This is a genomic window from Synechococcus sp. BS56D (assembly GCF_004332405.1).
Taxonomy (GTDB): Bacteria; Cyanobacteriota; Cyanobacteriia; order PCC-6307; family Cyanobiaceae; genus Synechococcus_C.
This window is the reverse complement of the sequence record NZ_PHQU01000007.1, coordinates 61,778-87,351: the sequence shown is the minus strand read 5'-3', so window position 1 is coordinate 87,351 and position 25,574 is coordinate 61,778. Positions and strand designations below refer to the sequence as shown.

Here is a 25,574-nt window from a genome sequence, read left to right as displayed (position 1 = left end):
GGCTGATGAAGGGATGAGCGTGACCAACCCCGCCTGGGATGTGATTGTGATCGGGTCCGGCATCGGCGGTCTGGTCACCGCCTCCCAGTTGGCGGTCAAGGGTGCGAAGACGCTGGTACTGGAGCGGTACCTGATCCCTGGAGGTTCCGGAGGCAGCTTCCAGCGCGGCGGCTACACCTTCGATGTGGGCGCCTCGATGATTTTCGGCTTTGGGCAGAAGGGCTACACCAACCTGCTCACCCGGGCCTTGGCTGACGTTGGCCAGACCTGCGAGACGATTCCCGACCCGGTGCAGCTCCAGTACCACCTTCCCGGCGGCCTCAGCATGGAGGTCGACCGCGACTACAGCGGCTTCATCGAACGCATGAGTGCCCGCTTCCCCCATGAGGCCAAGGGAATCAAGGCCTTCTATGACACCTGCTGGCAGGTCTTCAACTGCCTTGATGCGATGCCTCTGCTCTCGCTTGAGGATCCGTCTTACCTCACGAAGGTGTTCTTCAAGGCCCCCCTGGCCTGCCTCGGCCTGGCCCGATGGCTGCCCTTCAACGTGGGTGATGTGGCCAGGCGCCACATCAAGGATCAGGATCTGCTGCGCCTGATCGATATGGAGTGCTTCTGCTGGTCGGTGATGCCGGCGGATCGCACGCCAATGATCAATGCCGGCATGGTCTTCTCCGATCGACATGCCGGCGGCATCAACTATCCCAAAGGGGGCGTGGGTGTCATCGCCGAGAAGCTCGTGGAGGGCCTGAAAGCGCACGGTGGAGAGATCCGCTACCAGACCAGGGTCACCAAGGTGCTGATCGAAAATGGCCGTGCCGTCGGTGTAAGGCTCGCTGATGGGGAGGAGCTGCGAGCCCGCCGCATCGTCAGCAATGCCACCCGCTGGGACACCTTCGCTGGAGAGGGATCACCCGCCACCACACTGGTCGATGACGCTCATACCCCGGCCGCGGAATCCACTTGGCGCCGCCGCTACCAGCCCTCCAGCTCCTTCCTGTCGCTGCATCTCGGCGTCAGGGCCGATGTCATCCCCCAGGGCCTGCACTGCCACCATCTGTTGCTGGAGGACTGGCGAGCGATGGAGGCCGAACAGGGCGTGATCTTCGTGTCGATCCCCACGCTGCTGGATCCCTCTCTCGCCCCTCAGGGACGTCACATTGTGCACACCTTCACGATGAGCGACATCCGTCATTGGCGAGGACTGAATCCGACGCAATACGCCAGCAAAAAGCAGGCAGACGCCGATCGTCTGATCGAACGACTCGAAGCGTTGCTGCCTGGGCTTAGCGCAGCGATCGAACTGAAGGAAGTGGGGACCCCCCGCACCCATCGACGCTTTCTTGGTCGGATGGGTGGCAGCTACGGACCAATCCCGGCCATGCGATTGCCGGGTCTGCTGCCCATGCCCTTCAACCGCACCGGTCTCCCCGGTCTCTATTGCGTTGGCGATTCCTGTTTCCCTGGTCAGGGGCTGAATGCCGTTGCTTTCAGCGGCTTTGCCTGCAGCCATCGAATCGGTGCTGATCTCGGGCTGAACAGCTGGAGCCTTCCCGCGCAATTCCCTGCATCCGCTGCTTAGGGTCTGTTGATTGCTTGACCTGTGAGATGGCAGCTACCCCCCAGCCCTCGGCCGCTGAGCTCGCCCGCTACATGGAGTCCCGCGGCGAGCTGAGCAAGCCATGGATGCTGCAGATGCTGCGACTGGCGAAGCTCAAAGAAGCTCGAGAGGGCATGAGTCCTGAGGCTTATATGCGCAGCATCCAGGAGGCCCATGCCGACCTGATGCGACTCGGTGAGTTCTGGAAAGGGCGCGAGGCCGAGGTCTTCCAGGGCCGCTATCAGCCCAGCGAACTGATTGAACCTCTGCCCGGATCGCCCGAGGATCGCTGAGGTGGTTGCCACTGGATTGAGCGGTGGTGAGCAGTGTTTCCGGATCTCCCCTCTGATCCGGGGCACCCTGATCAGTGTCTATCTGGCCTTGGTCCTGCCGCTGCCCCTGCTCGCACCACCGGGGCTTCGTGTCGTGCTGCTGCTCGCTGCCCCCATGGGCCTCGGGCTGGTCTTGGCCATGCTCAGCGAAGAGGTTCGCTTAAGCCCCCAGGGGATCCAGGTGGGCCACCCCCTCTGGTGTCGCTGGTTGATTCGCCGCGGTTGGCAGCTCAGCTGGCCTGAGATTCGTGCCCTCGTGCCGATGGGCACCAGTCAGGGAGGAACGGTGTTTTACGTCAGCACCAAAGGGCAGAGCCACTATCTGCTTCCCCAGCGCATTGCTGATTTCGATCGTTTTCTTGCCGTCTTTCAAGAGTGCAGTGGACTCAACACGCAAGGAATCGGCCGGCTGACCCCTCCTTGGACCTATCAGTTGCTAGCCGTCCTGGCGTCGCTGATGCTTGCGGGTGAGATGGCACTGGGCCTTGGCTTGCAACAGGGATGGATCACGATGCCGGCAGGTGTTCCAGGCTGAAGCGATAGCCCTGCTGCCGAACGGTGGTAATCCCACCTCCTTCGCCGAGGCCAGCCTGCTCGAGCTTGCGGCGCAGCGTTAGCACCTGTGTATCAACGGAGCGGGGCCCGCCGCTGAAGGGTGGCCAGGCCATCCGCAACAGATCCTGACGGCTACGCACCATGCCAGGCGGCATGAGCAGAGCGCAGAGCAGAGCGAACTCCCTGGGACTGAGTTCAACGGGTTGTTCTCTCAGAGTCACCTGCCTCAGCAGCAGATGCACCTCAAGGGGACCGACGGTGACGCGCTCCTGCAGGCCGGTGCCACCCCGTCGCAGCAGGGTGCGACAGCGAGCCGCCAGTTCCTCCAGGCCAAATGGCTTGCGCAAGACATCGTCAGCCCCTTCATCAAGGAGACCCACCACTGGCTCGGCTCCGCTGCGGGCCGTGAGCACAATCACGGGGCAACGCAGCTGCTGGCCCAGGCGCAGGGCGGAACTGTGATCCAGGATTTCAGCACTGATCAAGAGATCAGGGGACTGGTCCTGGCAGACCTCCAGAGCCTCAGCAGCGTTGGACACGGCAGCCGTGAGGTGGCCGTCCTGACGCAGGCGCTGCACCAGCACGGTACGCAGGGTGGGGTGCGGTTCGACCACCAGAACCCTGGACGGCTCCTTTGGACCCCCGCCGCTTTGATGGGGCACTGCAACAGTGGTCACCTGAGGACTACCGGTCTGCAGAAGGTCGCGGGAAGAGGAGGTCACATGGCTGTTGATTGCCTGCTTACGCTAAGGCCAATTCCAAGGCACGCTGGTAACAGAGGCTGCCGTCCTCACAGGTCATGACATCCCTGCAGCATCCGGAGGCGATTCGACACTTCCAGTCGCTGTGTGACGCCTGCCAGGAACTGACACTTCGCTACCACAGCCCCTCGGAACTGAGGCTCTACGCCGACGGGTATCTGCATGCCCTACGCCGCACAGGGGCTCTCGAACCGAGGGATCAAGCCCGATTGGAGGCCTTAGTGGATCGCTGGATCTTGGATCCGTCCAGCTTCATCGGCCCCGATGGGGACGTGAGTGCCCTTTATCGGCAGCCTCAGCACTAGGAGGCGAGAGCCACCTCCAGTTTCTCCTTGAGCTCGCCGGAGTTGTACATCTCGATCAGGATGTCGGATCCGCCCATGAATTCCCCCTTCACATACACCTGAGGGATGGTGGGCCATTCGGAAAATTCCTTGATGCCCTGGCGGATCTCCATGTCAGAGAGCACATCGAAGGTTTCGAAGGGCATGCCCAGAGCATGCAGGATCTGCACCACGTTGTTGGAGAAGCCGCACTGGGGCATCAGCTTGGTGCCCTTCATGAACACGAAGATCGGGCTGGATTGAATCAAGGCCTCGATTCGGGCCTGGGTCTGAGCATCCATGGCAAAAGAGATTGGCGAAAAAAAGCGAAAGGAGCGAAAGAGGACTTAGTCGGGTGTTGACGTGGTGAGTGCCAGGGCATGGATCGCCTCACTAGCGAGCTCGTCTCGCAGCGCTTTGTAGACGAGCTGATGCTGACGGATCCGGTTGAGACCGGCGAAACCAGAGGAGATCACCCGCACCTGAAGGTGGTCGCCACCGCCGGTGAGGTCTTCCACATCCACATGGGCGTCAGGAAGGGCACGGCGTATTGCCGCGGCCACCGCATCGGGTTGAACCATCACCGGGTGCTTCAGCTGGAGACTGATGCTGACAGATCAGGGAGACGAGCGGTCAGGCTCAGCTGCCGGGAGCGGTTTTGGCAGCGGCGAAGGGCGTCTCGACAAAACCCAATTCCACCAGGCTCTGATAGGCCTTTTGACCTTGGGCCTGGGAGGGGGTCATCAACCGCACCACCTCCACGAGCACAGGAACGGCAACCTCGGGTTGATTCTGACGGCGGAAGAGGGCCGCCAACCTGAGATTGGCCTCAGCCAGCAGACCCAGTGCAGCACGACCCTTGGCGTCCATTTCGCGGGGAATCCGAGCATCCAGACCTCGGAACGCACCACTCAGATCCCGGTAGAATGCCAGGAGTTGCTTGGCTGCTGCACGGGCATTGTCATAGTCCTTGCGAGCCTCGGCCAGATTGCCGGCGGCGACCGCCGCATCACCACGGTTGATCAGAGACTGAACAGCGGCCACGTTGAAACCGGCACCACCGGACGCCAGCACCTTTGAGGCCTGGCTGTCCTCGCTGGTCTGCGCGAGGCCGGCCGCGGGAGAAAGAGACAGACCAGCCACCAGAGCCAGGGCGGTCAGCGAGAGGCGGGAACGCATGATCAGACCGGAACAGTGGCCGGACTTTAGGGGGAGTAGAGGGGTCGACCCACTGCCTCCCTGGCCGCTTGTTCAGCTGATTGCATCCGCAAGGCCAGATCGGCATTGAAGGCACGCACCGCCTCACGGCCACTTCCCTCCACGGCCATCGCTTCGCCGAAACAGATTGCTGCGCGTCCGCAGAAGCGCGGCCTAGCTTCGCTGTAAGCAAGGCCAACAGGCAGCACGCGCACCGGAACTCCCTGTCGGCGCGCGAGCAGGGCCAAGCGGGCCAGCCCCTGCTGAAGGCGGATCGGCTCATCACTGCGATTAATACGACCTTCTGGGAACACCACCACTTGCTGCCCAGCCGCCAGCAGATCAATCGCAAAGCGCAAGGTGGTGAGCGACGGGCGTCCCTGGTCCACAGCAAAGCAACCGAGGCGATGGAGAAACCACCCCTGCACGCCGTCCATTTCCGTGCGGGTCACCATGAAGCGACAGTCGCGGCCTGTAATCCGTCGACCGGCAGCCATCGGCAGCATCAGGGCATCCCAGCGGGCCCGATGGGTCGGCGCCAGCAGGATCGGACCCTCCAGGGGCAAATTGTGTTCCCCAAGCACGAGTCGCTCGCGGAAATAACTGCGCAGAGCGAGATCCTGGGTGAGCACCATCGCCAGGGGAGCCCAAAAGGGATTAATCCCCGAACCAAGGGCACTTTCGCGTGTCGCCAGGCTTGAGGTCACCGCGCCCCGGTGGTCTTGGACTATCTCGGAACTTAAGGTCCGGCCCCTACATTTCCAGAGAAGGCTGGGCAGTTGGTTCTGCGGCCAGTGACGCCCTGACCCCTCGTTAGGGTTTTGGACCCAGGAAGCAACGGACGTGGCCAGCCTCGGCGTCAACATCGATCACATCGCCAACGTGCGCCAGGCACGACGCACGGTCGAACCCGATCCGGTGCCGATGGCGATGCTGGCGGAACTCGGCGGTGCCGATGGAATCACCGTGCATCTCCGCGAAGATCGTCGTCATATCCAAGACCGAGACGTGGAGCTGCTCCGCCAAACCGTCCGCAGCCGTCTGAATCTGGAAATGGCCGCCACGGCCGAGATGGAACAGATCGCAAGAAGAATCCGTCCTGACATGGTCACCCTCGTGCCCGAACGGAGGGAGGAAGTCACCACGGAGGGAGGCCTGGATGTGAGGGCACAGCTCATCAGCCTCAAAGGCGTGGTGGAGAGGCTGCAGACCGCCGGCATCCCCGTGAGCCTGTTCGTGGACCCTGATCCTGAGCAACTGGAGGCCAGCATCGGCTGCGGGGCACGCTGGGTTGAGCTCCACACCGGCACCTACGCGGAAGCGAACTGGAGCGCACAGCCGGCTGAATTAGCTCGACTGACGGAAGCAACAGCCCATGCCCGCAGCCTTGGACTCAGGGTGAATGCAGGCCACGGACTCACCTATCAAAACGTGGAGCCCGTGGCAGCCATCGAGGGCATGGAAGAGTTGAACATCGGCCATACGATCGTGGCGCGATCTCTTGTGGTTGGCCTCGAGGCCGCCGTCAGGGAGATGAAGCGGCTGGTCCAGAATCCCCGCCGTGAGCCGCTCTTTGGAAGCCTTCAGCCATGACCACCTATCACTTCGTCGCCGCCAGTGAACGCTTCCTGACCGAGGAGGAACCTCTGGAAGAAGTGCTGAGTGAGCGACGCCGTCATTACGCCGAGCAGGGCCGAGAGATCGACTTCTGGCTGATCCGTCAACCGGCATTCCTCAGCGCTCCCGAGCTGGCGGAACTCGCAGCACAGGTACCCAGCCCATCGGCTGCCGTGGTCTCCACCGATGCCAGCTTCATCACCTTCATGAAGCTGCGTCTGGAATTTGTGGCCGAGGGCCGCTTCGAAGCCCCGAGCGCGTCGATTCCCGATGCCCTCGCCAGCTGCGCCGGAACAGCGGCCTAAAGCCACGGCTGCCCACAACCGTGGTCATGCTGAAGACAGCCATCGGTCTGGAGCGATGACAAGGTCCCACCGGTTTCGTTTTGGCAGCGCCACCTTGCTGGCCATGCTCAGCGCGTCGACGGTCATCACCGTCAGTGCTGACTCGGGCGGCGGCTGGGACAACTGGGTGGAGTCCCTCACCCCAGAACAACTCTGCGCGGCGTATCTGAACGACATCATTGGCGACGAGGATCTGCCGGGAGGTCGGGCCTCTGATCCCTGTCCGGAGGGGGCGACCGCCAAGGAATTTCCTTGGTGATCTCCTCATCAATACAGGCTGGATCGAAAGCCTCTTGATCGCTACCTCAGCAACGCACCCTCAGCTACCGATCGTGAAGGGTGCCTGCTTCTTGTGCCACCACACCCAATCCCTAATCGGCGGTGTATTGCGCAGATGCTCGCGGGTTAGCCCCAAGCCCAGCTTGTTGGAAGCACCCACCAGCACATCGAGCATCTCCTCCCCATCGGCAGCCTTGGCTAGGGCCTCATTGGTGCGAGGGGCACCGTTGAGAGCCTGAACCAGCAACGCAACCCTCCGAGGCACCGGCAATGAACGTGGATCCACAGACCACCCCCTTTGAGCGATGCAACACCGTAGACAGGGTCGATGACAGGGGAGGGGGGCTCCGTCAGAATCCGATGCAGAGCGATGTGATGGAGCGGAAACGAGGTGGCATCAGCTGAGCGTCACTGGGTGATCGGTGATGTGCACGGCTGTCATGCCTCCCTGATCCAGCTGCTGGCCGTGCTCCCAACCCGGGACCATCTGGTGCTCTGCGGCGACGTGATTAACCGCGGACCTGGAATCGCAGACACTCTCCATCTGGTCTGGGAGCTGGTCTGCAACGGTCGAGCCACCTGGTTGCGGGGCAACCACGAGCAGAACCTGATCGAAGCCCTTGAGCAACGGTCATCAGACGCACACCAGAGCCTGCTGAGGATCGACACCTACCGCCAGCTCGGCGATGGCCTCACCCGCCAGTGGCTGCAGCGTCTCCAGACCCTGCCAGACCACTATCGAGGCAAAGGCTGGATCGCGACCCATGCAGGCTTTGACCCTCAAGGTCGCCCTGATCTACGCATCCGCGAACCCTTCTGGGAGACCTACGACGGCCGCTTCGGCCGCGTGGTGGTGGGTCACACCCCGAGGCCCAGCGTGGAGCGACGCCAACACATCGTGATGATCGACACCGGCGCCGTCTATGGGGGACGACTCTCGGCCTTCTGCCCTGAAACCGATGCCGTGGTGCAGGTGATGGGTCAGACAGCACTTCCGATTCCTGCACCCCAGCACCAGCAGGAACTCATTGCGTCCGCCTCTTGCTGACCATCTTCAGAAGCAATCGGGCGGAATGGCTGGCGCAGCTGCTGGCGGAACAGCTGCGCCTCGATCCCCCCTCGCCCTTCGAAGAAATCGAAGTGGTCGTCAACACCTGGCCCACCAGCCGTTGGCTCGGGGAACAGTTGGCTGTTGTCAACGGAATCAGTGCCCTGGTGCGCTTTCCGTTCCCAGGCGCCAGTCTTCGTGAACTGGTGCGAGCCGTTCTCGGTGAGGGCACGGGCTGCGATGGCACAGAAGGTGACCCCAGGGGCGGCGAGGATCCCTGGCGGGCCGAGCGGCTCGTCTGGCCAGTGCTGGAGGTGCTCCCCGAGCTGCTCCAGCAACCAGCCGCTGCCCCCCTGCGCCAATGGATGGAGCTCCATCCCTGCGAGCGAGGTCAGCTCAACCGCGATCACTGGCTGTTGGCCCGCAGCCTCGCCGATGCCATCGATGATTACGCGCTGTACCGCGCCGATGAGCTCGGACGCTGGCTCGCCCACGACTCCGATGCCAGCAGTGCACTCGCTGAGTCGCTGCGCTGGCAACCCGAACTGGCCCGCTTGCTCGCCGACAAGCTGCCGACGGCGCCCTTTGGGCTGCAGGTCATGGAGGCCGTGAAGCGCCTGCGCGCCGGCGAGTCCCCCGTGCTGCCCCTTCCCCGCTGTCTGCGGCTGTTCGGTCTAAGCAGCATGGCCCCGATCCAAGTAGAGCTGCTCCAGGCCCTCTCAGGCTGCATCGATGTGCAGATTTTTCTGCTCACCCCCTGTCCAGACCTATGGGAGCGCTCCGAACACCGACGACGTCGTCTGGGAGAACGCTGGCAGACCCCACTGGATGGCTCCTGGCTGTTGGAGTCACCTCGACTTGAAGCCATGCTTGGGCGGATGGGCGCTGAATTCCAGCTGCTTCTCGAAGGCAGCGGAGAGTGCCAGCTCGGAGCATGGGAACAGAGGGACCTGTTCGCGGCACCGGTCAGCATGGCCAGGGAGCAACAACAAACCCCGAGCCTGCTCGCCCAGGTGCAGCAGCAGCTGGTGGAAGGCAGCACACCGACGCTCACTCTCGAGACGAACGACCACTCCCTGCGTTTCCTCGCCAGTCCCGGTCGCTGGCGAGAGGTGCAGTTGGTGCGGGATCAGATCCTGCAATGGCTGGCTGCTGACCCGACCCTTCAACCCAGGGACGTGCTGGTGATGACGCCCCAGATCGACCGTTTCGCTCCCCTTCTGGCATCAGCCTTCAACGATGCTGATGCCACGGGCGTGCTGATGCCTTGGCGGCTAACCGACCGCAGCCAACAGGAGGCACCAGGCCTGATGCAGGGGTTTCTAAGCCTCCTGGCCCTGGCAGCAGATCGGTTCACAGCCACAGGACTGGAACAGTTGCTCGCCAACCCTGCCCTGCAGGAGCTGCAGGGACTGACGGCAGGCGAGCTGGATGCCATGCACCGCTGTCTGCAACGCACTGGGTTCCGCTGGGGGCTGAATGAACGGGAGCGTCACGGCGACCCAAGCCACAGCCTGCGCTGGTGCCTCGATCGATGGTTACTGGGTCTGATGCTGCCCGACCAGGAGGGCTGGCTCCTCGCCGACGCCGCTCCTTTTAGCGATGAACTGACAGCGGATGAGGTCGGCCGCTGGTGGACGCTTCTGGACAAGCTGGCCCGCTGGATCGACCGATTGCGTTCCCCACGACACTGCAGCAGCTGGATCACCACCCTCACGTCTCTGCTGGAGGAGCTATTCGGTGACGGTGGCCGATGGGGTTGGGAGCGCCAGGCCATTCTGGATGCCCTTGAGCTCTGGAGAGAGCGCAGCCTCGACTGTCCACTGTTGCTGGATGCCGCAGTGGTGCGAGCCGTCTTACAGGAAGCCCTCTCCAACGACAGCGGTCGTTTCGGCCATCGCAGCGGAGCCCTCACCATCAGTGCGCTGGAACCGATGCGCGCAATTCCCCACCGGGTCGTGGTGCTGATGGGACTGGATGCGGGCAGCTTCCCCCGCCAGAACGAGCGCCCAGGGTTCCATTTGCTGGAGCAGATCCGGCGGCTGGGAGATCCCTCCAGCAGCGATCAGGATCGCTATGTGCTGCTGGAGGCCCTGCTGTCGTCGCGCCAGCATCTGATGCTCAGCTGGAATGCCCGTGATGAGCGCAGCGGAGAACCGCTTCCACCAGCAGCCCCGGTCCAGCAGTGGCTCACCCTCCTGAGGGAACAACTCGGCGAGAACGCGATGGCCCAGGTGCTGCTGCAGCCTCCGGCCAATCCCCTAGACCCTGGCAATTTCCAAACGCAGTCAACGGGCGCTCTGCCTAGCTGCGACCAACGACTCCTCGCTGCCCGAAGGGAGCTTGACCGTGGAGGAGAGAGAGAAGCCGGCAGGAGAGGCCATGCCCTGGCCATGCCGCTGCAGTGGCCGGGCGGCCTTGCAGACAGCGGTCCGGCCCACAGCCATGAAGAGGACAGCTCCGAGGGGACTCGACTAGAGACCGAGCAACTGGAACGCTGGCTCCTGGCCCCGCAGCGCTGCTGGCTGGAGCAACAAGGGCTCAGGCCAGGGGAATGGTTGGAGCCCATCGAGGATCTTGAAGCCCTCGACCTGGGGGAACGCCAGCGTCAGGGGCTGCTTCAGCAACAGCTGGAGGAAGCGCTCCAAACCCTGAAGCAACCAAACGCTCTGCCCTGGCAGGAAGCAAAGCAGGGGGACTGGCTCAGTCGTTGTGCTGGCAGGGGAATTCTGCCGCCTGCGGCAGCGGCTTCGGTGGAGCAGGAGCGACTGGAACAGCGCTGGCAAGGTCTTCAGCGCTGTCTGCTGAGCTTCGGGACGCCACAGCTGCGCAGCGGTCGACTCCTGACAGGGCGCTGTCAGCTGCTGCCACAGGCCGGCAAGCTGCAAGCCCGCTCAGCGCTGCTGGGCTGGCTTCGCCACCTTGAAGCCCAGCTGGAAGGGTACGAATGCGAAACCGCTGTGATCGGTCGTTCAGATCGCCAGGGCAAGGGCGATCAGTTTGAGGTGCTTCTGCACTGGCAACCGATCGAGCCTGAGCTGGCTGAGCGTCATCTCGCTGCCTTGCACACTGCAGCCAACAAAGGCTTGAAACAGTGCTGGCCAGTGCCTCCAGCAAGCGGCCTGGCACGCCTGCGTCAATGGCAGAAAGGCCAGGAGGCCGCTGACCAGGCCTTCCACAAGAGCTGGCAGGGTGACTTCCAGGGTTGGCCCGAACGGGAGCGGGCGGAGATGCGTGCCTGCTTCGGCGATGGCTGTGAGAGCCGCGAGCTCCTCAATGCTCCCGGATTCGAGCGGGCCTTCTCCTGCCTCTACTTGCCGATGGGGGAGGCGCTGAAAGCGTGAGACGTTTTGAGCACAACGACTACCCCCTGGATGGAGGCGTTCGACTCCTTGAGGCCAGTGCTGGCACGGGCAAGACTTTCGCTCTGGCGCATCTGGTGTTGCGTCTGATCACGGAGCGGAATCTGCGCATCGAGCAGTTGCTGGTGGTGACCTTCACCGATGCGGCAGCTGCAGAGCTTCAGGATCGCATCGGGCGGCGACTGGATCTTGCCCTACAGGGGCTCACTCAGATCGAAAATGACCAGGTCCCGAGCGACGCTGATCCGGTGCTGCGCGCCTGGCTGGAACGCCACGGAGCCGATGGCAACCGGCGGCGGGAGATCGCCAGTTGCCTTCTCACCGCCCTCGACGGCCTGGAGAAAGCTGACATCACCACCATCCATGGCTTCTGTCACCGCACGCTCCGGCGTTTGTCCCTGCAGAGCGGTGCCGTTATGGATCCCGATCTGGAGAGCGACAACGCCGACCTCTGCCATGAGGTGGCCCATGACTACTGGCAGCAACAGGTGCTGTCGCTGGATCCAGAGGATGTGAAGGGGTTGCAGATGGCGCAGCTCTCCCCGGAGACCCTCAGCGAAGCCCTGCGGCGCCTCGATGGGGATAGTGGAGTGCGCATTGATCCGGGCAACGATCCACCCGATCCCAACGCCCCCCTCAAGGAGCAGTTCGAATCATGGATCGAGCAGCGCTGGCTGAGCGCCAAGAAGCAGTGGCAGGAGAACGGCGACGAGCTGGAAACGGCGCTTTGCGCAGCAGCTGCCGATTGGCGCAGCCGAGGCTGCAGCAGCAATCGCACCACCCCCTACAGCCCCAAACCGCGAACGCAACGAGCAAGCGCTCTGAGCGACTGGATGAGACAAGCCGGACTTGCAACACCCGCAGGACGGTCCAATGACACGCAAATAGCACGAATACGCTACGGCTACGTGCGAAAACAGCCCTTACTCGGGGGCTACTTCCATCCCGGCACCTTCTCTCGCGTGGCCCGAGCCTGCGGAGAGGCGCAGCCCCGCTTGCCCTGTCCGCAGACCATGGAGGCGATCGCCGCCCTCTGGGACGGCCCCAGCGAACAGGTTTGGCGCCATGCGCTGATCAGTGGTGCGGCCGCCCTGAAAGAGCGGCGCAACCGCCGGGGAGTGATTGGCTTCTCCGGACTGCTCGACGCCCTCGATCCAGCAAGCCAGAGCGAAGAACAACAGCAGCGGTGGATCAGCGAACTTCGCCGCCGCTACCGGGTGGCCCTGATCGACGAATTTCAAGACACCGATCCTCTGCAATGGCGATTACTGCGCACTGCTTTCGCCACCGGTGCGTCGCATCTGCTTCTGATGGTCGGCGATCCAAAGCAGGCGATCTATCGATTTCGCGGCGGTGACCTGAACACCTATCGGGAGGCGCGCCAACAGGCCGACCGGATCGATGCCCTGCTCGACAACTACCGAACAACACCTCCTCTGATGCTGGGACTCAACCAGCTCATGGCAACGGGTCTGGAGCAATCGCGGTTGGAGGTTCCAGCCCTGGATGCCAAGAGTTCTGCCCAGCCCCTCGCGGGTCCCGACGGCCCTGAACCACTCCAGGTGTTGAACCTGCCGGAATCAGGGGAAACCTCCATCGCCAGCAAAACCGTCTTGGAGGATCTGTTGCCCAGGCTGGTGGCTGGTGTGAGCAGTGAGCTCATGCATCGCCATGCGGAGCTCAGTCCTGCCGACCTCTGCGTGCTCGTCAGTCGGCACCGACAGGCCGAAGCGATCCGCGCCCAGCTAGCAGCCATCGGCCTGCCGAGTCGGTTGGTCAGCCGCGGCGACGTGTTCAACAGTGCAGCAGCAGAAGCGCTGCAGCGATTGCTCGACAGCCTGGCCAGTCCTGCCAATGACGGCACGCTGCGACTGTTGGCCTGCTCAGCCCTTCTCCAGTGGTCTGCCCACAAGCTTGCCAGCGCAGAAGCAGACGGGGGTCTCGATCAACTCGCCCAGCAGGTGCGAAATCTCGCCGATGCCTTGCCCACCCTTGGTCTGCTGGGCTGCCTGTCCCAGATCTTGGCGGGGGAAACCATGGCAGCACTGACGGAGCGGGGCCGATTTCTCGGAGACCTCCAGCAATGCGCACGCCTTGTCCAAGACACGATTCACCGCCTGGGATTGGATGCCTCCAGTGCCGCCGACTGGTTGCGACGACAGCGTCTCCAACCGGAACCAAGCCCATCCGACGAACGGCAACCCCACAGCGACCACGCCGAAGACGCTGTCGCCGTTGTCACGGTGCACCGCAGCAAGGGCCTGGAATATCCAGTGGTGATCTGCCCTTACCTCTGGCAGATGCCCCAGGAAGCCGAGGGGCCGCTCTGGCGCCGGAGCGATGGCTGGACCGTGGCCATCAACCGCCACTGGGGTTGCGGCCGAAGGGCCGCTGAGGAAGAAGAGGCTGAGATCGGCGCCGAAACCGAACGTCTTGCCTATGTGGCAATGACTCGCGCCGTTCGTCAGCTGATCCTCATCGACGCCCAGGCCGGCGGCCATGAACACAACCCTCTGACGCGCTGGCTGGCGACCGAGCCAGTCGGAATCAGCCGCCAGCTCCTTGACCCCGAGGCTCCCGTCAAGGCCTGGCGACGCTCCGTTGAACCGGTTGCTCTGCAACTGGGTCCAATTCCCGAGCGATCGCTGGACAGGATCTGGGGCCGGAGCAGTTACTCAGCCTGGAGCAGCAGCGGGGGAGGCGACCATGCCGCTGCCAGAACCGATGATCCCCGCACCCTGGAGGAGGGACGCGATCGTGATCCCATCAGCCCCGTTGATGCCCCCCCTGGAAGCCCCGCAAGCGACACGATTGATCACGACAAGGTTCAGGACGAGAGAGTGCCTGAGGATCCGGCCAGTCGCATGGGTCCCCTGAGTGGATTTCCACGCGGCCCTGCGGCCGGCGACTGCCTGCATCGCATGCTCGAAAGGGTGAATTTCGCAACGGCGGCGGCAGATCCCGGCAGCGCCGAGGTGATTGCCCAGGAACTGCGCCGGGCCGGCCTGGAGGCTGATCTGCAAGCGAGCGTGCAGCAAGGCCTGGCCCGACTGCTGAAGGTGCCCCTCGGCGGCCCGCTCGGTGCCCTGCGCCTCGAACAGATCGCTGACGATCGCCGGCGCCACGAGCTCAGCTTCGATCTGCCCATTGCCCATCGGGGTCGCGCCATCCAAGCCCACGCCCTGGCGGCCAGCTTTCGGATCCAACCCGAGCACAGCTTCTCGGGGAGCTATGCCGACCGCGTCGCGAGCCTGTCCATCCACAGCCGAGGCTTCCTCACGGGATCCATCGACTTGATGTTCTCCGACACGAACAATCCCCAGACCTCCCGCTGGTGGGTGGCCGACTGGAAAAGCAACTGGTTGGGAGAACGGGACGGCGATGGCCAGGTGCTCGCCTGTGGCCCATGTCACTACCAGCGAGAGGCACTCCTGGAGGAGATGGTCAAGCACCACTACCCACTTCAGGCCCATCTCTACATGGTGGCCCTCCATCGTTTTCTGGAATGGCGATTGCCGGGCTACGACCCGCAGCGCAATCTGGGGGGCTACGTCTATGTCTTTTTGCGCGGTGTGCCGGAGCCAGAACAGCTGAGTGCTCCAGCAGCACCCGAGTTCACTCCTGGGATTCTGGTGGAACCGGCACCAGTCGAGAGGATCCTGCACCTCAATCAACAACTGGAGGGAGTGATCCCATGAGAGACGCCAACTCCCTTCCAAGTGACTGGTCCGCCCCGGTGAGTCGCGGCTTGATCGAACTCCTGCGCCGCTCCCTCCCCCCCGATCAAGACGACCCGATGCTGGATCGAATCCTGGTGGATCTCACCGCGGCGCTGGCCCAAGGGATCACCTGGCTACCTCTGCAGCCAGAGCAGCATCTGCCTTTGCACCAGAGCGGATGGCTCAACGGACCCCGAAGCCCTCTGGTGCTCAATGAATCCAAGCTGGCCTTTCGGCGCTGGCATGAGGGGATGGAGACTCTGGTGCTGCGTCTTCTCGAGCGGGTTGCTGCATCGCCCGACATCCACGAGACCGATCCAGCGACACAGCCGACGCTGGAGCAGCCGACGCTGGAGCAGTCTCCCTGGATCAAGGGGCTGAACCCAGAGCAGCTGGCGGCGGTCGCGGCGATCCGACAGCACCGGCTTGTGCTGCTCAGCGGTGGCCCAGGCACCGGAAAAACCAGCACTGTGGTTCGGATGCTGGCTCAGGTCGTCAGCGACCAGCCCGAGCTACGCATCGGGCTTGCCGCACCCACAGGCAAAGCAGCCGGTCGGCTCCAAGACGCCATCCGCAACGGCCGAGAGTGTCTGCCGCAGTCCCTGCAACCGGCCCTGGCGGCCCTTCCCTGCGCCACCCTGCATCGCTGGCTGGAGGCAGGGTCCCGGGGCTTCGGGCGTCATCAACGCCGACCTCTCCCCCTCGACCTGCTTGTTGTCGATGAGATGTCGATGGTGGATCTCAATCTGGCCACTGCGCTGCTTGAGGCCTTGCCCGAGACTGCGCAACTGGTGCTGGTGGGCGATGCGGCCCAACTGCCACCAATTGGCGCCGGTGCTGTCTGGCAGCACCTCCAGGAGGATGCGCAACGGCAACGATTTGGATCTGCAGCAATCGAGCTGCATCGGGTGTATCGCAATCGAGGCGCTCTGGCCCGACTCAGCGGCGTGTTGCGGGATCAGGGAATCGAAGCCTTCTGGCGCGCTTGCCGCCACAGCACTGCGGCCTCAGGGTCTAGCGAGAATCTGCAATGGCAACAGGGGGATCGACGCGCCATCCCCCCTGCGGTGACCAAGGCCCTGCGAGACCACCTGAACACGCTTCAAAACGCCGTGGCTGCTCTCCCCCCCGGACCGACTGAGCCCATGGGCGACAACCTGGATGCAGCCGCCGCCGACCAGGCCCTCGATGAGCTGGACCGACTGCAGGTGCTCTGCCCGCGCAGGGTGGGCGCCTGGGGGGTCGACATGTTGCATCGGACCCTGCTTCCCGAAGGAGGTGTCGAGGCCTGGCCCCCAGGGGTTCCGGTGCTCTGTGCCGCCAACCAACCAGAGCTTGGGCTCGCCAATGGTGATCGGGGCCTCACGATCGGGGCAGGCCCTCAGCGGCGCGTGCTCTTCCGATGCATCGATGCCACCGGGACCGCAAGTCCACGGCTGCTGCACCCCGCACGACTGAAAGCACTGGAACCGGCCCTGGCCCTGACCGTGCACAAAGCCCAGGGCAGCGAGGCGGATCACGTCCTGCTGCTCTGGCCAGGAGCGCTTCGGGATCAGGAACGCCCCCAGCAGGAGTGCGCCCTGCTTTACACCGCCATCACCAGAGCCCGTCAACAGCTACTCCTGCTGACGGCGACAGATCCAGCCAAGCTGGAGTCGTCATCGGAGGCAGCGCTTTGATGGGGTTACTCCCTGAATCCCTTGCAGGCCAACGGGTAGAGCGCCCCTGGGGTTGGTACGAGGATCTACTCGAAGGCCCCGGTTACAAGCTCAAGCGTCTACTGATCCGCAACGGCCAGCGGCTGAGCCTGCAGCGGCATCAACACCGAAGCGAAAACTGGACGGTCGTGAGCGGGGAGGGCGAGCTCTTCTGCGATGGACACTGGCATCAGGCAACCCCTGGATCCACCCTGCACATCCCCTGCGGAGCCATCCACCGAGCCCGAGGCGGTGAAGGAGATCTGCTGATCATCGAGGTTCAGCACGGAACCCACCTTGAGGAAACCGATATTGAGCGTCTGGAAGATGATTTCGGCAGGGTGATAAGTTGAAGATCAAGCCTTTGAAGAAAGGGCAAGCAATACAGCACGGTTTCGACCGATTGGACGTTGCAAGCCTGATTTGAAGGATCAATCAGGCCAACGCCTTCCAGACATGACCAATACTGTTTCGCACGACGTTGATTCGTCGTGCTCGGTGGATCTCAGTGCCACCACGATGTCGCCCGCCGATGGGGTTCAGAAAGCTGAGGGCCAGGAGGACGCGATCTTCACCACGGTGATTGACGCAGGAGTGATAGACGCAGGAGCAATTGACACCGTTCCAGAGCAGAGCCCTGCCTCAGGGTTCGCAGGCTTTGGCTTCAGCGAAGCGTTACTCCAAACCCTGGAATCGAAGGGGTACAAGGAGCCCTCTCCCATCCAGCGAGCCGCCTTCCCCGAGCTGATGCTCGGACGCGACCTCGTGGGGCAGGCCCAAACCGGTACGGGTAAAACCGCCGCCTTCGCTCTTCCCATCCTCGAGCGCCTGCAGGCCGAAGGGCCCAGACCCCAGGCACTGGTCCTCGCTCCGACCCGTGAGCTGGCGATGCAGGTGGCCGACTCCTTCAAGGCCTATGCCGCCGGCCATCCCCGACTCCACGTGCTGGCGATCTACGGAGGCTCCGATTTCCGTTCTCAGATCAATGCCCTCAAACGGGGCGTGGATGTCGTGGTTGGAACCCCTGGTCGGGTGATGGATCACATGCGCCAGGGCACCCTCGACACCAGCAACTTGCGCAGCTTGGTGCTCGATGAAGCCGACGAAATGCTGCGGATGGGATTCATTGACGACGTCGAGTGGATCCTCGACCAATTGCCAGAAGAGCGTCAGGTGGTGCTCTTTTCCGCCACGATGCCAGCTGAGATCCGCAGGCTCTCGAAGCGCTATCTGCGTGAACCAGCCGAGATCACGATCAAAACCAAAGATCAGGAAGCGCGTCGGATCCGTCAGCGAGGGATCACGCTCCAGAACAACCACAAGCTCGAAGCGCTCAATCGGGTGCTCGAAGCTGTGACCGGGGAAGGTGTCATCATCTTCGCCCGAACCAAAGCGATCACTCTGACGGTGTCGGAGGCGCTTGAGGCTGCCGGCCACGACGTTGCCGTCCTCAACGGTGATGTCCCCCAGAACCAAAGGGAGCGCACAGTCGAACGGCTGCGCAAGGGAACCGTGAACATCCTGGTGGCCACCGACGTGGCAGCCCGAGGCCTGGATGTGGATCGGATCGGACTGGTCATCAACTACGACATGCCCTTCGACAGCGAGGCCTACGTGCACCGGATCGGGCGCACCGGCCGTGCTGGACGCAGTGGTGAGGCCATCTTGTTCGTGACGCCGAGGGAGCGGCGCTTCGTGAACAACCTCGAGCGGGCCACAGGTCAGCCGATCGAGCCGATGCAGATTCCCAGCAACGCCGAAATCAACCAGGCGCGACTCGACAAGCTCCGGCAACGGCTGAGCAATGCAGCCACTGGAGAGGGAAGCGAGCGCCAAGCTGACGAAGGTCCTCTGCTCCAGGAACTGCTGCAACGGGTGGGGCAAGAACTCAATCTTGAACCCTCCCAGTTGGCACTGGCAGCGCTCACCCTGGCCCTCGGCGATCAACCCCTTCTGGTGCAGGGGGATGAGGGCTGGCTGCAAACTGCCAACCGCCAACGTTCACGCGATGAGCGCGGCGGTGAACGCCATGGTGGTGACCGTTACGGAGATCGCCGTCGCCAGGATCGTCCTGCGCGTCCCCCTGAAGACAACATGGAGCGCTATCGGGTTGAAGTGGGTCACCGCGATCGCGTGAAACCCGGCAACCTTGTGGGCGCAATCGCGAATGAGTCCGGTCTGCAGGGCCGCATGATCGGACGGATTCAGATTTTCGAATCCCACAGCTTGGTGGACCTGCCGAAAGGGATGCCTCAGGATGTGTTTAATTCCCTGAAGCGCCTCAAAGTGATGAACAGGGAGCTTCAGATTCGCCCAAACGCCTGAACACTGGCCATGGTTTTGGTTCGTACCCTTCTGCTCACCACGGCCATGGGCCTTGGCTGTTCGGCCCTGATGCCCTCCTACGGGCATGCGGCTGGAGATGAGAGCACGATCAACCGCCTTTGCCTGGCGGGATTCAATGCCGCCATGAGCCATGCCGGAAAGACACCTCCTGCCGGCATGGGCACCTTCACTTGCAATTGCTTCCTTGAGCAAGTGAACGCAGGGGCTTCGATCCAAAGCGCCCAGGACATTTGCAAGCAGAAGGCCGCCGAGCGCTACAAGTTCTGATCGGCATCAGGGCGTCGCCCAGGACGCCCTCTGATCAGGAAACCGTGACCTGAACGGACACCTCACGCTCGCGCAAAGCCAAAGCTTCGACCGCACAAACGAGCTCATAACGCACCTCCGGGATGCTGGTCTCCAGGAGAGTCGCGAGGAGATCAAGTCGGTCCACCGTCGACAATTCCCCCTCAGGGGTCCAGCCAAGGGCACGAATCGAAGACACTCCCACCACTCCCTCCTGTCAGGGTCTTCTGACAATGGGGCATCTGGCGTGGAATCGCTCCGCTTTTCCACTTCCCTTCACGATCCAGTGAAGAAGCTGCAGGCGCCCCTGTAGCTTGGAGAGGCATCAGCTTCAGCGTTCGGCTCTGATCGGCTCGCTCCCCCAGGCTTCAGCTCCACGGCTTCAGCATCAAGGACTTTCCTTTTCGGACCACGGCTTCACTGATCAAAACGTCCATCGGTCCCCACAGGAATGACCATCTACATCGGCAATCTCTCCTTCCAAGCGGAACAGGAGGATCTGCTAGACCTCTTCGGCCAATACGGCGAAGTGAAGAGCGCCAGCCTTCCCCTCGACCGCGAAACCGGCCGCAAGCGCGGTTTCGCCTTCGTTGAGATGAACAACGACAGCGACGAACAGAAAGCGATCGACGATCTCCAGAACGTGGAGTGGATGGGTCGCATGATCCGCGTCAACAAAGCCACCCCCCGTGAAGGCGGCGGCGGCGGTCGCGGCGGTTACGGCGGCGGCAACCGCGGCGGCGGCGGCGGCGGCGGTCGTGGTGGTTACGGCGGCGGCGGCGGCGAAGGTGGTTACGGCGGCGGCAACCGTTGGTGATCAGCCAAGCTCCTCCGCATACAAGCGGCTGAGTTCAACAAAAAAGCCCTGGAGTCCTGCTCAAACGGCAGGCTCCAGGGCTTTCGCTTTTGAAGCCAATGCCTTAGCAGGCCGCTTCTTCGCGTTCATCGAGCTCAATCAAGTCGTGCAGCTGATCGAGCTGCCATTCCCGACAACGCAGGTCGTTCACAGAATGGAGTGGATGAAGCTCGCCCTCGCGAGGTTCAGGTAACACATTCCTCAAGCTGCGACGGCGCAGCTTCGCCGTCCAGCGTTGGAAGCGGTGAAAGTCTCGGGTTCTTGTCATGAACACCTCCTGGTGGTGACTCCTTTGGTCTAACCCAGCCGGAACAACTTGCACTGTTCAGATCAAGCACATTGACAGGCATCGCCCTGTCAGAGATTGGTCGACTCGCCTAGCAGGGCGTCGTAATCATCGAAGCCCACCAGCTCGCGCAGGGCCGAAAAATCCATCATGCGCTCGGGTGTGCGTCCCACCGCCAAGTCGTCAAGAGCCTCCTTCATGGCTGCTGCCGCACAGGCCAACAAGGTGAGGGGATAGGCGGCGAGATGAATGCCAATCTCTCCCAGAACAGCTGGCGGAAGCAAAGGGGTGAGGCCTCCCTCCAGCATGTTGGCCATCCGCCACCCCGGCACCTCTTCACAGAACCGTCGCAGCTCCGCTTCTGAGCGGGGGGCCTCAAGAAACAGCACATCAGCACCGAGTTCGGCAAAGGCCTTTAAACGCCAGAGAGCCTCATCCAGCGCCGCGCGATCGCCGTGGCTTGCCGCCAAGGCTGAGCGGGCATCAGTGCGCGCCACAATCACCAGGTCAGCACCATCAGCGCGAGCCGCCACCGCCGAGCGAATGCGCATGAGGGCTTCCTCACGCCCCACGACCTCCTTGACACCGGTGTGCCCACAGCGCTTTGGCGCCAGCTGGTCCTCGAGCATGATCCCTGCAAAACCGGCCCTGGCGAACTGGTGCATGGTCCGCTGCACATTCGCTGCATTGCCGTGGCCGGTATCACCATCACCGATCACAGGAATACGAACTGCATCGCAGATCGAGCGGCCCTGATCCAACATCTCCGCCACGGACAGCAAACCCGTATCTGGCAATCCGGCCCGTGCTGCCGAAACAGAAAACCCACTCATGAACGTGAGCGGGAAGCCAGCCCGCTCCACTAAACGCGCAGAGAGTGCGTCGAAACAACAGGGCATCAACAAACAGGCACGTTCCTCCATCAAGGAGCGCAAGCAATCAGCGGGTGTCGAGATTTCACGCACGCCTGGACTCACCACGCAATCCCATCAGGCTTGCACAAGCCGCTGAGGTCGCTGGCCTTGAATAGATCCATGCTCTCAACCGCTGCGCCACTCCAGCGACTGCTGGCTCACCTGGCCCCCCATCGCCGGCTTGTGCTGGCGGCCACAGCCTGTTCCCTCCTGAACAAGTTCTTTGATCTGGCCCCACCGGTGCTGATCGGCCTCGCGGTGGATGTGGTCGTGCAGCAGCAGACGTCCTGGCTGGCACGCCTGGGTGCGGTCACGGTGCCCAGCCAACTCTGGGTGCTGGCCGGCCTCTCATTCCTGGTTTGGAGTGCCGAATCCCTGTTTGAGTATCTCTACGGCGTTCTCTGGCGGAATCTCGCGCAGAGCACACAACACACCCTGCGCCTGGAGGCCTACGACCATCTCCAGAGGTTGGAGATGGCCTTCTTTGAAGGAGATAGCAGTGGCCGCCTGCTCACCGTTCTCGGCGATGACATCAACCAACTGGAGCGCTTCCTCGATCACGGGGCCAATGAGATCCTTCAACTGATCACCACCGTGGTGTTGGTCGGTGGAGCCATGGCCTGGATGGCCCCAGGCGTCGCCCTGTTCGCGTACCTCCCCATCCCAGTCATCCTCTGGGGCTCGCTGCGTTTTCAAAAACGTCTCGCCCCCCGCTACCGCGATGTGCGCGAAAGGGCCGGTGCCATGGCCTCGCGTCTCGCTAACAACCTCGGTGGCATGCTCACGATCAAGAGCTTCACCACCGAATCCTGGGAGCTCGAGCAGCTCCGAGAAGACAGTGACGCCTACCGCCGCAGCAACGGCCGCGCCATCCGTCTGTCCGCCGCCTTCATCCCCCTGATTCGATTTGCAATTCTCTTTGCCTTCCTGGCCATCCTGCTGATCGGAGGCCTCCAGGCCTGGAAAGGGGAGATCGCCGTCGGCACCTACAGCTTCCTGGTGTTCATCACACAGCGATTGCTCTGGCCACTGACCACCCTTGGCCGCACGTTGGACGACTATCAGCGCTCCATGGCCTCAACGCAACGGGTGCTGGATCTGATCGATACACCGGTTCGCATCACTGGAGGACAACAGCGACTCCACAAGCGAACAATTGAAGGGCGCGTGGACTTCGAGCGCGTGGGGTTTCACTACCAGGACCGCCCCATCCTGCTGGATGACTTTTCCCTCTCCATCGCTGCAGGGCAGACGATCGGCATCGTGGGAGCCACCGGTTCGGGCAAAAGCACCCTGGTGAAACTGCTCCTTCGCCTCTACCCACTGAACAGCGGCCACATTCTTCTCGACGGCGAACCGATCGACAGACTGAATCTTGGCGACCTACGACGATGCATCGCTCTCGTCAGCCAGGACGTGTATCTCTTTCACGGCAGCGTGGCCGCGAACATCGCCTACGGCGCCGAAGGAGCGAGCCAAGCCCAGGTGCAACAGGCTGCCGAACTGGCAGAAGCGCATCACTTCATCCAAGCCCTACCCCTGGGATACGACACAGTGGTCGGGGAGCGAGGTCAACGCCTCTCCGGAGGCCAACGCCAACGCATCGCACTCGCGCGGGCGATTTTGAAGGACGCTCCAATCCTTGTCCTCGATGAAGCCACCGCTGCTGTCGATAACGAAACGGAAGCGGCGATCCAGCGGTCGCTGATGCAGATCACCGCCAACCGCACCACACTGGTGATTGCTCACCGCCTCAGCACCGTGCGGCATGCGGATCGGATCGTGGTGATGGACCATGGACGCATCGCTCAGCAGGGCAACCATGAGGACCTGCTGCAGAGAGGCGGGGCCTATGCCGATCTCTGGCGCGTCCAGGCAGGCCTGCGACCCGACGAAGCTCTCCGCCTCTGATGAACGCCTTGCTCGCTGCAGCAGCGCCATCAGGCGCATCCATCGCCCATCTGACGCATCACCCCCTCGGCATCTTTGCCCTGCTGGTGGCGATCGCCATGCTTGTGCCACCGATCTTCCGGAAAACAGGCCTGCCTGATCTGGTCGGCCTCCTGATTGCCGGGATGCTTGTTGGCCCCAATGCCCTGAATTGGCTGCAGCCCAATGGCGAAACGATCACCCTCTTTTCCGACATTGGCGCCATCTACCTCCTCTTCATTGTCGGGTTAGAGATTGATCTTGACGAGTTCAATCGAGTCAAAAGTCGCTCATTAACGCTGGGAGTTCTCCACTTCCTATTTGGCATGGCCACAGGTATTTCCATTGGCCTTTTATTCAACTTTCCGATGGTTCCCTCCATTTTAATAGGAACCTTAATCGCCACTCATACCCCCCTAGGCTACCCAATCATTCGCAGCTATGGCGCACAGCGCGATGAGTCAGTCATTGTCAGCATTGGAAGCACAATCCTCACTGACATCGCATCTCTATTGGTCCTGGCAATCGCGATGGGACTTGGCAAGGGTTCATTCTCAGCCACAAACCTCGCCTCACTGATTGCCAGCGTCAGCCTCTTCGCGGTCATCGTCGTCTTCAGCATCCGAACGATTGGAGGCAAAATTTTCAAACAGAGCATCAACGACGAAAACAGAATATTTCTCGCCGTCCTGCTCACCCTTTTCATTGCTTCCCTTGGCGCCGAACTCGCTGGCGTCGAAAAGATTGCAGGTGCATTCCTTGCCGGCCTTGCCATCAACTCTGTCCTTCCAGAAGGAAAAGCAAAACAACAAGTCATTTTTGTTGGCGGGGCTTTATTCATCCCGATCTTCTTCATTCACCTTGGATTACTCATTGATTTCAACAGCCTGCGAAGCAGTTTTAGCAGCATTGAATTAACAGCTCTCATGGTGGTTGGAGTGATTGCCTGCAAGGGCCTCGTCAGCGTCATTGCCGGTCGAGGCTTTGGCTACAACGGCAACCAGATGGTCATGATGTGGTCCTTAGCCATGCCACAGGTCGCCGCCACTCTTGCCGCGGCTTTCGTTGGCTATGAGGCAGGCCTTCTGAATGCGTCAGTTCTCAATGGCGTTCTCGCCATGATGGTCGTCACGGCATCTCTTGGGCCGGCATTGACAGCCCGCTCGGTCACCCAGCTGGTTGAACCCGAAGACAGCATCAAAACATCATCAACCAACACGTCAGACGAGCGGAACCGATCGAATCCAGAAGCGGCCGATTTCGCGCTGCCAGTGGTCAGCCGCCCCTTGAAAATCGTGGTTCCCGTGGCGAATCCCGCCACCGAATATGGGCTCCTGAGCATGGCGTCCCGTCTTCTGAATGGGGGCTCAAGCGCTCCGGGCCAGCTTCTGCCGATGGCTCTGGTTTGCCCGAGCCTGGAGGAGGCACGCGGAAGTCTCAATCGGGCTGTTGCTGCCGCCAGAGATCGCCTGAACGAGGCCGCCTCGATCGGAGAGGACCTGAAGGTGCCCACTCGCTGCCTGCTGAGGCTTGACGAAGACATCGCCGGCGGCATGAGCAGAAGTGCCTTGGAACAGGGAGCGGATCTCCTTCTGATCGGCACAGGCCAACCCGACAAGCTCCGCAACTGGTTATTCGGAGATCTGGTTGATGGCGTCTGCCGCACAGCTCACTGCCCTGTGGTGGTTGTGAATCTGGCCGGGCAGGGCGTCGATGATCTTCAACGGATCCTGGTGCCGATCAAAGACCTCTCCGCCAGCGCACGGGAGCAGTTCGAACTCGCTCAACGCCTGCTGGCGAGCGCCGAAGGGAGCTCTGGAGTGATCACACTCCTGCACATCGTTGACCCTCGCTTTAGCCGCCACGATCGCCAATGGATTGAGCGCGAGCTCCGTCGCTGGCAGCCTCCAGGTGAGTCAGAAGAGCGGATTCGCATTGATCTTGTCCCTGGCCCAGGAATTGACCAGACCATCCAGCGTTCAAGTCGGCACCACGACCTCGTGATCCTGCGCTCCCAGCGTCGTCGCGTCGCCGGACTGCCGATCCCCGCGAGCGACCGAACCAGCAGCCTGATCCGCCAACTCAAGTGCCCCACGCTGGTCATCAGCGAGCCGCTGCTCTGAT

At 62.3% G+C, this 25,574-nt stretch carries 26 protein-coding genes; 17 read left to right on the top strand and 9 right to left on the bottom strand.

Going from position 1 to position 25,574, the window contains the following annotated elements; translation table 11 throughout:
- Positions 1-13: 13 nt before the first annotated feature.
- From crtH to CWE17_RS11125, 3 genes are read left to right on the top strand one after another with little or no spacing between them, the layout of a single operon-like run.
- Positions 14-1,582 (top strand): carotenoid isomerase, encoded by a 1,569-nt coding sequence (crtH, locus tag CWE17_RS11135; protein ID WP_131457226.1) that lies wholly within the window; start codon positions 14-16, stop codon positions 1,580-1,582.
- 26 nt (positions 1,583-1,608) lie between these two features.
- Positions 1,609-1,893 (top strand): hypothetical protein, encoded by a 285-nt coding sequence (locus CWE17_RS11130; protein ID WP_131457224.1) that lies wholly within the window; start codon positions 1,609-1,611, stop codon positions 1,891-1,893.
- Position 1,894: 1 nt separating this feature from the next.
- The gene (locus CWE17_RS11125) at positions 1,895-2,467 is read left to right on the top strand and encodes a hypothetical protein (protein WP_240789385.1); all 573 of its coding nucleotides are present in this window, start codon (positions 1,895-1,897) and stop codon (positions 2,465-2,467) included.
- Here CWE17_RS11125 and CWE17_RS11120 read toward each other — a convergent pair.
- Positions 2,439-3,164: a response regulator transcription factor gene (locus CWE17_RS11120; RefSeq protein WP_240789405.1), complete on the bottom strand. Its 726-nt coding sequence runs from the start codon at positions 3,162-3,164 to the stop codon at positions 2,439-2,441. The genes CWE17_RS11125 and CWE17_RS11120 overlap by 29 nt on opposite strands.
- Positions 3,165-3,286: 122 nt before the next feature.
- Here CWE17_RS11120 and CWE17_RS11115 point away from each other — a divergent pair, with 122 nt between their 5' ends.
- A complete protein-coding gene (locus tag CWE17_RS11115) occupies positions 3,287-3,553 on the top strand; it encodes a DUF6761 family protein (RefSeq protein WP_131457222.1) in 267 nt (88 codons plus the stop codon).
- Here CWE17_RS11115 and grxD read toward each other — a convergent pair.
- From grxD to CWE17_RS11095, 4 genes are read right to left on the bottom strand one after another with little or no spacing between them, the layout of a single operon-like run.
- On the bottom strand, positions 3,550-3,873 hold the full coding sequence (grxD, locus tag CWE17_RS11110; RefSeq protein WP_131457220.1) for a Grx4 family monothiol glutaredoxin: 324 nt from the start codon (positions 3,871-3,873) through the stop codon (positions 3,550-3,552). The genes CWE17_RS11115 and grxD overlap by 4 nt on opposite strands.
- A 45-nt stretch (positions 3,874-3,918) precedes the next feature.
- A complete protein-coding gene (locus CWE17_RS11105) occupies positions 3,919-4,152 on the bottom strand; it encodes a BolA family protein (protein WP_131457218.1) in 234 nt (77 codons plus the stop codon).
- Positions 4,153-4,210: 58 nt separating this feature from the next.
- The gene (locus tag CWE17_RS11100) at positions 4,211-4,750 is read right to left on the bottom strand and encodes a hypothetical protein (protein WP_131457216.1); all 540 of its coding nucleotides are present in this window, start codon (positions 4,748-4,750) and stop codon (positions 4,211-4,213) included.
- A 26-nt stretch (positions 4,751-4,776) separates the two neighbouring features.
- Positions 4,777-5,475 carry a 1-acyl-sn-glycerol-3-phosphate acyltransferase gene (locus CWE17_RS11095; RefSeq protein ID WP_206338378.1) on the bottom strand — a complete coding sequence of 233 codons (699 nt, stop codon included), beginning with the start codon at positions 5,473-5,475 and terminating at the stop codon, positions 4,777-4,779.
- 136 nt (positions 5,476-5,611) lie between these two features.
- Here CWE17_RS11095 and CWE17_RS11090 point away from each other — a divergent pair, with 136 nt between their 5' ends.
- Genes CWE17_RS11090 through CWE17_RS11080 form a run of 3 tightly spaced genes read left to right on the top strand, consistent with a single transcriptional unit; the run spans position 5,612 to position 6,988 of the window.
- Positions 5,612-6,361 (top strand): pyridoxine 5'-phosphate synthase, encoded by a 750-nt coding sequence (locus tag CWE17_RS11090; RefSeq protein WP_131457214.1) that lies wholly within the window; start codon positions 5,612-5,614, stop codon positions 6,359-6,361.
- On the top strand, positions 6,358-6,690 hold the full coding sequence (locus CWE17_RS11085; protein WP_131457212.1) for an MgPME-cyclase complex family protein: 333 nt from the start codon (positions 6,358-6,360) through the stop codon (positions 6,688-6,690). Before CWE17_RS11090 ends, CWE17_RS11085 begins: the two co-directional genes overlap by 4 nt.
- 55 nt (positions 6,691-6,745) lie before the next feature.
- Positions 6,746-6,988, top strand: a complete 243-nt coding sequence (locus CWE17_RS11080; RefSeq protein WP_131457210.1) for a hypothetical protein — start codon at positions 6,746-6,748, stop codon at positions 6,986-6,988.
- A 60-nt stretch (positions 6,989-7,048) separates the two neighbouring features.
- Here the strand turns inward: CWE17_RS11080 and CWE17_RS11075 are convergent, their stop codons facing one another.
- Positions 7,049-7,273 (bottom strand): hypothetical protein, encoded by a 225-nt coding sequence (locus CWE17_RS11075; RefSeq protein WP_240789384.1) that lies wholly within the window; start codon positions 7,271-7,273, stop codon positions 7,049-7,051.
- 126 nt (positions 7,274-7,399) lie between these two features.
- Here CWE17_RS11075 and CWE17_RS11070 point away from each other — a divergent pair, with 126 nt between their 5' ends.
- From CWE17_RS11070 to CWE17_RS11040, 7 genes are all read left to right on the top strand, one after another.
- Positions 7,400-8,056 (top strand): metallophosphoesterase, encoded by a 657-nt coding sequence (locus CWE17_RS11070; protein WP_131457206.1) that lies wholly within the window; start codon positions 7,400-7,402, stop codon positions 8,054-8,056.
- Entirely contained in the window at positions 8,050-11,400 is a 3,351-nt protein-coding gene (locus CWE17_RS11065) for an exodeoxyribonuclease V subunit gamma (protein WP_131457204.1), read from the top strand. Before CWE17_RS11070 ends, CWE17_RS11065 begins: the two co-directional genes overlap by 7 nt.
- A complete protein-coding gene (locus tag CWE17_RS11060) occupies positions 11,397-15,116 on the top strand; it encodes a UvrD-helicase domain-containing protein (RefSeq protein WP_131457202.1) in 3,720 nt (1,239 codons plus the stop codon). Before CWE17_RS11065 ends, CWE17_RS11060 begins: the two co-directional genes overlap by 4 nt.
- Complete coding sequence (locus CWE17_RS11055; RefSeq protein ID WP_131457200.1) at positions 15,113-16,816, top strand: AAA family ATPase; 1,704 nt, start codon at positions 15,113-15,115, stop codon at positions 16,814-16,816. Before CWE17_RS11060 ends, CWE17_RS11055 begins: the two co-directional genes overlap by 4 nt.
- Positions 16,816-17,187, top strand: a complete 372-nt coding sequence (locus tag CWE17_RS11050; protein ID WP_131457197.1) for a phosphomannose isomerase type II C-terminal cupin domain — start codon at positions 16,816-16,818, stop codon at positions 17,185-17,187. Before CWE17_RS11055 ends, CWE17_RS11050 begins: the two co-directional genes overlap by 1 nt.
- Positions 17,188-17,290: 103 nt before the next feature.
- The gene (locus CWE17_RS11045) at positions 17,291-19,159 is read left to right on the top strand and encodes a DEAD/DEAH box helicase (RefSeq protein WP_131457195.1); all 1,869 of its coding nucleotides are present in this window, start codon (positions 17,291-17,293) and stop codon (positions 19,157-19,159) included.
- Between the two features lie 69 nt (positions 19,160-19,228).
- Positions 19,229-19,447, top strand: a complete 219-nt coding sequence (locus CWE17_RS11040) for a hypothetical protein (RefSeq protein WP_370318309.1) — start codon at positions 19,229-19,231, stop codon at positions 19,445-19,447.
- Between the two features lie 34 nt (positions 19,448-19,481).
- Here the strand turns inward: CWE17_RS11040 and CWE17_RS11035 are convergent, their stop codons facing one another.
- Positions 19,482-19,664, bottom strand: coding sequence for a hypothetical protein (locus tag CWE17_RS11035; RefSeq protein WP_131457191.1), 183 nt, complete (start codon positions 19,662-19,664; stop codon positions 19,482-19,484).
- Between the two features lie 252 nt (positions 19,665-19,916).
- On the opposite strand from CWE17_RS11035, the gene CWE17_RS11030 reads away from it, so the two are divergent.
- Positions 19,917-20,282: an RNA-binding protein gene (locus tag CWE17_RS11030; RefSeq protein WP_131457189.1), complete on the top strand. Its 366-nt coding sequence runs from the start codon at positions 19,917-19,919 to the stop codon at positions 20,280-20,282.
- A 103-nt stretch (positions 20,283-20,385) separates the two neighbouring features.
- On the opposite strand, the gene CWE17_RS11025 is transcribed toward CWE17_RS11030, so the two are convergent.
- A complete protein-coding gene (locus tag CWE17_RS11025) occupies positions 20,386-20,589 on the bottom strand; it encodes a hypothetical protein (protein ID WP_131457187.1) in 204 nt (67 codons plus the stop codon).
- A gap of 89 nt (positions 20,590-20,678) precedes the next feature.
- Entirely contained in the window at positions 20,679-21,530 is an 852-nt protein-coding gene (locus CWE17_RS11020) for an oxaloacetate decarboxylase (RefSeq protein ID WP_131457185.1), read from the bottom strand.
- Between the two features lie 111 nt (positions 21,531-21,641).
- Between CWE17_RS11020 and CWE17_RS11015 the strand changes: the two genes are divergently transcribed.
- Positions 21,642-23,432, top strand: a complete 1,791-nt coding sequence (locus CWE17_RS11015) for an ABC transporter ATP-binding protein (protein ID WP_131457183.1) — start codon at positions 21,642-21,644, stop codon at positions 23,430-23,432.
- A complete protein-coding gene (locus CWE17_RS11010) occupies positions 23,432-25,573 on the top strand; it encodes a cation:proton antiporter (protein ID WP_131457181.1) in 2,142 nt (713 codons plus the stop codon). Before CWE17_RS11015 ends, CWE17_RS11010 begins: the two co-directional genes overlap by 1 nt.
- The last annotated feature ends 1 nt before the right edge of the window (position 25,574 follow it).

Bases quoted from the DNA above. Each gene is read 5' to 3' on its own strand.
- CWE17_RS11050 (WP_131457197.1), top strand. From the start codon at position 16,816: ATGGGGTTACTCCCTGAATCCCTTGCAGGCCAACGGGTAGAGCGCCCC.
- CWE17_RS11025 (WP_131457187.1), bottom strand. From the start codon at position 20,589: ATGACAAGAACCCGAGACTTTCACCGCTTCCAACGCTGGACGGCGAAG.
- CWE17_RS11130 (WP_131457224.1), top strand. From the start codon at position 1,609: ATGGCAGCTACCCCCCAGCCCTCGGCCGCTGAGCTCGCCCGCTACATG.
- CWE17_RS11105 (WP_131457218.1), bottom strand. From the start codon at position 4,152: ATGGTTCAACCCGATGCGGTGGCCGCGGCAATACGCCGTGCCCTTCCT.
- CWE17_RS11045 (WP_131457195.1), top strand. From the start codon at position 17,291: ATGACCAATACTGTTTCGCACGACGTTGATTCGTCGTGCTCGGTGGAT.
- CWE17_RS11115 (WP_131457222.1), top strand. From the start codon at position 3,287: ATGACATCCCTGCAGCATCCGGAGGCGATTCGACACTTCCAGTCGCTG.
- CWE17_RS11100 (WP_131457216.1), bottom strand. From the start codon at position 4,750: ATGCGTTCCCGCCTCTCGCTGACCGCCCTGGCTCTGGTGGCTGGTCTG.
- crtH (WP_131457226.1), top strand. From the start codon at position 14: ATGAGCGTGACCAACCCCGCCTGGGATGTGATTGTGATCGGGTCCGGC.
- CWE17_RS11030 (WP_131457189.1), top strand. From the start codon at position 19,917: ATGACCATCTACATCGGCAATCTCTCCTTCCAAGCGGAACAGGAGGAT.
- CWE17_RS11085 (WP_131457212.1), top strand. From the start codon at position 6,358: ATGACCACCTATCACTTCGTCGCCGCCAGTGAACGCTTCCTGACCGAG.
- CWE17_RS11080 (WP_131457210.1), top strand. From the start codon at position 6,746: ATGACAAGGTCCCACCGGTTTCGTTTTGGCAGCGCCACCTTGCTGGCC.
- CWE17_RS11020 (WP_131457185.1), bottom strand. From the start codon at position 21,530: ATGGAGGAACGTGCCTGTTTGTTGATGCCCTGTTGTTTCGACGCACTC.
- CWE17_RS11040 (WP_370318309.1), top strand. From the start codon at position 19,229: ATGCCCTCCTACGGGCATGCGGCTGGAGATGAGAGCACGATCAACCGC.
- CWE17_RS11015 (WP_131457183.1), top strand. From the start codon at position 21,642: ATGCTCTCAACCGCTGCGCCACTCCAGCGACTGCTGGCTCACCTGGCC.
- CWE17_RS11010 (WP_131457181.1), top strand. From the start codon at position 23,432: ATGAACGCCTTGCTCGCTGCAGCAGCGCCATCAGGCGCATCCATCGCC.
- grxD (WP_131457220.1), bottom strand. From the start codon at position 3,873: ATGGATGCTCAGACCCAGGCCCGAATCGAGGCCTTGATTCAATCCAGC.
- CWE17_RS11055 (WP_131457200.1), top strand. From the start codon at position 15,113: ATGAGAGACGCCAACTCCCTTCCAAGTGACTGGTCCGCCCCGGTGAGT.